We start from the raw sequence: 2,999 nt of genomic DNA on the forward strand, positions 1-2,999 counted from the left end.
TGACCACCGGTTCGTTGGCGCGCGCGATCTCCCTGCACGTGCGGATCATGCATGTCAGTGTCCGGGCGAGGGTCAAACAGCATCCGGAATGGGACAGCCGGCGGTGGGGGCTGCCGATCAGCCAGTCGGCGATGCTGCTGACCCTGCTGGGCGGCAGTGTCGCACCGGCGCTGGGCCTGTTCGCGCTCGGTTTCATCACCTCGCCGGCCGAGACGCGCGCCGTCCTGCATTTCAACCGGTACTGCGGCCACCTGGTCGGTGTGCGGTGCGACTATTTCCCGCAGAGCCTGCTCGACGGGTGGCGCATCCTGTTCATGGCCGACGCCGCCCGCAGCTACGACTCCGGCCCGGTCAGCGCGGAACTCGTTGAATCGTTCCCGGCCGCGTTCGCGCCCAAACCCGGCCAGCGCGGCCTGGATTGGCTGCGAGCCCAGTACCACTACCGGATTCAGGCCGGCTTCAGCGGTCTGTACATGCTGCCCGGCAATCGCCGCCGATACCGGTTGCCGTCGCCGCTGCCGGGAATCGCGCTACTGCTGTCCCGCGCTCCGCTGATCGCCGGGCTGGAGGTCGGTCGCCGGGCGGTCCCCGGGCTCGACCGCGCCTGGCAACGGTATGCGCTGCACCGCTGGGAAGACTGGCTGCGATGGGAATCCGGTGGTACTGCCGGGAAATTCGAAGCCGCGACCCCGCTGCGGCGTTAGCTGGGCACCGTCGCTAGTCGTTAGTCCAGCTCCAGAGCGGCTTGCTCCAGGTCCAGCCCGTGCAGCACGGTGCGCAGCACCTGGTCGTCGATGTGCCCGTGGTCGCGCTCGGCGATCAGCGCATCACGCTCGGCGGCCAGCATCTCCAGTCGCAACCGGCGAAACGCGGCCGCGGCGCTTTCGTGGTCGTCGTCGTCCGGTTCGTCCTGCCGCAGCCGCTCCCGGGCCGCGTTGCGCCGCCGGGTGTTGAACGCCCGCAGGGATTCCGCGGCGCGTTCCACGGTGGGTGACGGCTCGGTTGCCGCCAGCAGGTCGTCCAGCCGTTCGGCGGCCGCGCGGGCGGCGTTGTCCCGTGCGGTGGCGGCGGCGATCGCGTCGTTCTTCGCCTGCTCGCCGTGCACGCCGAGCCGGCGGATCAACCACGGCAGGGTCAGTCCGTGCAGCAGCAGGGTGCCGACTACCACCACGAAGGTCAGGAACACCAGCTGCGGGCGGCCGGGGAATCGGTCCCCGGCCAGCGTCGTTGCCGGCACACCGAACGCGGCCGCCAGCGACACCACTCCGCGCATGCCCGACCACGCCAGGATGAAGACCTGCCCGCGGGTCGGCGCCGGCGCCCCGGTGCGGATCCGGCGCGGTAAAGCCCGCGGCAGGTAGGCGAACGTGGTCACCCATACCAGCCGGACCGCCAGCAGGGTGCCGAACACCGCCCCCGACGCGACCGCCAGCGTGGCGAACCGGGCGCCGTGCATGTTCTGCACCACGGTCGGCAGCTGCAGGCCGATCAGCAGGAAGGCCACCGACTCCAGCACCAACTGCATCGCCCGCCAGGCCGCCTGGTCCTGCAGCCGGGTGGCGTAGTGCGCGCGGGTGAACCGCTGGCCCAGGATCAGGGCGGCGACGACGACGGCCAGCACCCCGGAGCCGTGGATGTCCTCGGCGACCAGATAGGTCAGGAACGGGGCGAGCAGCCCGATCGCGCTCTCCACCAGCGGGTCGGTCAGCCGCGCCCGGATGAACACCAGCGCCGCGCCCAGCACCACGCCGACCGCGATGCCGCCGACCGCGGCCAACACGAAGGTGGCCAGGCCCGTCCGCCAGCCGACCGCGGTGCCGATCGCCGCGCCCAGCGCCACCTTGTAGGCGGTCAGCGCGCTGGCGTCGTTGAGCAGGCTCTCGCCGCCCAGCAACGTCATGATCCGTCTCGGCAGCCCGAGCCGGCGGCCCACCGCGGTCGCCGCTACCGCATCCGGTGGTGCCACGATCGCCCCCAGGGTGAGTGCGGCGGCCAGGGTCAGCTCCGGAACCGTGTGGTAGGCGACCAGCCCGACGGCGGCGGCGGTGGCCAGCGGCAGGCCGACCGCCAGCAGGCCGATCGAGCGCAGGTTGCGTCGCATGTTGATATAGGAGCTCTCCAGCCCGGCCGACCACAGCAGCGGCGGCAGGATCACGAACAGCACCAGGTCGGGCCGCAGGGTGATCTCCGGGAAGTCCGGAATCAGCCCGACCGCCAAGCCGGTCACCACCAGCGTCAACGGCGCCGACACGTGGTAGCGGCGGGCCACGGCCGCCACCAGCACGGCGGCGACGAGCGGGGCCAGCAGCGCGGCATTCACCTCGTGGCACCTCCATCAGGAAGAAGCCGGCGGCTTTGGCCGTCGGAGAAGTCATCCGCCGGAATCGAGCCGACCGCCCCTAATATCTTGAGCAGCAGTCAACCAGTGAGAGGAGGTCCCGTGGTCGGGGACCGCGCGGTGCCACCGGATAATTCCGGTCGGCATGAACAGGCCACCGAGCGGATCGGCAGTACCCGGGAGTCGGGATCGGAGCCTCCGTCGCCCGGCCGGACCCAGGTGGTGCTGCTCGGGTCAGAGGAGCTGAGCCGCGAACTGGTGATCGCGCTGCAGCGGCTCGGTGCCGAGGTGATCGCCATCGAGCGGCACGCCGACGAGCCGCTGTGCACGGTTGCCGACCGGTCCGTGGTGCTCGATTTCACCGATCGCGACGACCTGGCCGCGGCGATCCGGCAGCTGCGGCCGCAGTTCGTGGTGGCCGGGGCCGACGCCGGCGCCGCCGAGGCGCTAACGGTGGCCGCCGAGGCGGGTTTCACCAAGCTGGTGCCCAACATCCGCACTGCCCGGCTGGCGGTGGACACCGAGGGCATGCGGCGGCTGGCCGCCGACCAGCTCGGCCTGCCGACCGCACCGTTCTGGTTCGTCGGGTCGGCCGCCGAACTCGCCGCGCTCGCCGCGCACGTCGGCTTTCCGATGGTGGTGAAACCGGCGGTGTCGTCGC

General features: G+C 71.5%; 2 protein-coding genes and 1 pseudogene. 2 read left to right on the forward strand and 1 reads right to left on the reverse strand.

Translation table 11 applies throughout. The features are described from left to right. A partial coding sequence (locus tag AC2VNT_RS04950) for an oxygenase MpaB family protein (protein ID WP_486945793.1) occupies positions 1-704 on the forward strand: 704 nt, incomplete at its 5' end. Between the two features lie 20 nt (positions 705-724). Here the strand turns inward: AC2VNT_RS04950 and AC2VNT_RS04955 are convergent. Further along, positions 725-2,320: a Na+/H+ antiporter gene (locus AC2VNT_RS04955; RefSeq protein ID WP_486945794.1), complete on the reverse strand. Its 1,596-nt coding sequence runs from the start codon at positions 2,318-2,320 to the stop codon at positions 725-727. Between the two features lie 120 nt (positions 2,321-2,440). Between AC2VNT_RS04955 and AC2VNT_RS04960 the strand changes: the two are divergent. Continuing rightward, a pseudogene (locus AC2VNT_RS04960) lies at positions 2,441-2,999 on the forward strand (phosphoribosylglycinamide formyltransferase 2); the annotation flags it as partial.

It is taken from the genome of Mycobacterium sp. TH-M15 (genome assembly GCF_057473705.1).